We start from the raw sequence: 884 nt of genomic DNA on the forward strand, positions 1-884 counted from the left end.
TCTCAGCGACACCTATGTTGTGTCCCGCGATGGCGATCTGAAGCTGCCCTACCTGCCGCCGGTGCGCGCGCAGGGCAGAACGACCGAGCAGGTGGAGAGGGATGTCGCCCGCGTTCTGGTGGCGGCGCAGTTCTACGACAACACCCCGCGTGTCACGGCGCGCATCAGCGATTTCGCCTCGGTCACTGTCGGCGTGAAAGGCGCAGTGTTCGAACCCCACTCGGTCGAGATCGGAGGCACTCCCGGCGACGCGCTGGATCGAGGGCGTCAGGGTGTGCTGGGGGCCTCGACCGAGGCGCGCAACTTGTCCGTCGCCATTCGCGCCGCCGGAGGGGTGCGCCCGGATGCGGATCTGTCAGCGGTCGAGCTGCACCGGCAAGGCACGATCTACCGGATGGACCTACGCGGCGTGTTCGAAGGCTCGGACCCGACCGACATTATGCTGCTGACCGGGGATCAGATCGTCGTGAATAGCCGAGGGTGTTTCCAGGATGATTTGATGCGACCCAGCCCGATCAGCCCGCCCGGCGTGACGCTTTATATGTCCAACCTTACGCAACCTGCCACAGGTAACGCAGAGTCGGCCATCGGACGCGACGTACGTGAAGTTCCTTATGGCACGCGCTACCTGCAGGCCGTAGTCGATACCAATTGCGTCGGCGGGGCCAAGACGACCAACGCCAATCGCAGTGCGGTCCTGTTCACCCGCAACCCGATGACGGGGAACTCGATCGTCATTGAACGCAATATCGAAAAGCTGCTGCGACGTGGGGATCGGGATGACTATGACCCCTATGTTCTGCCGGGTGATGCGATTGCCTGCTACGACAGCAAGGTGACCGGCCTGACCGAGGTCGCCCGCGCGGTGGGTATCGTCGGCGCAG

1 protein-coding gene is annotated in these 884 nt (G+C 63.8%); it reads left to right on the forward strand.

Annotation, left to right across the window (positions count from 1 at the left end):
- Nucleotides 1-884: polysaccharide biosynthesis/export family protein (locus tag ACR0E6_RS21870; RefSeq protein WP_480587275.1), on the forward strand; the 884-nt coding region annotated here is incomplete at both ends.

It is taken from the genome of Ruegeria sp. AP12 (assembly GCF_056540025.1).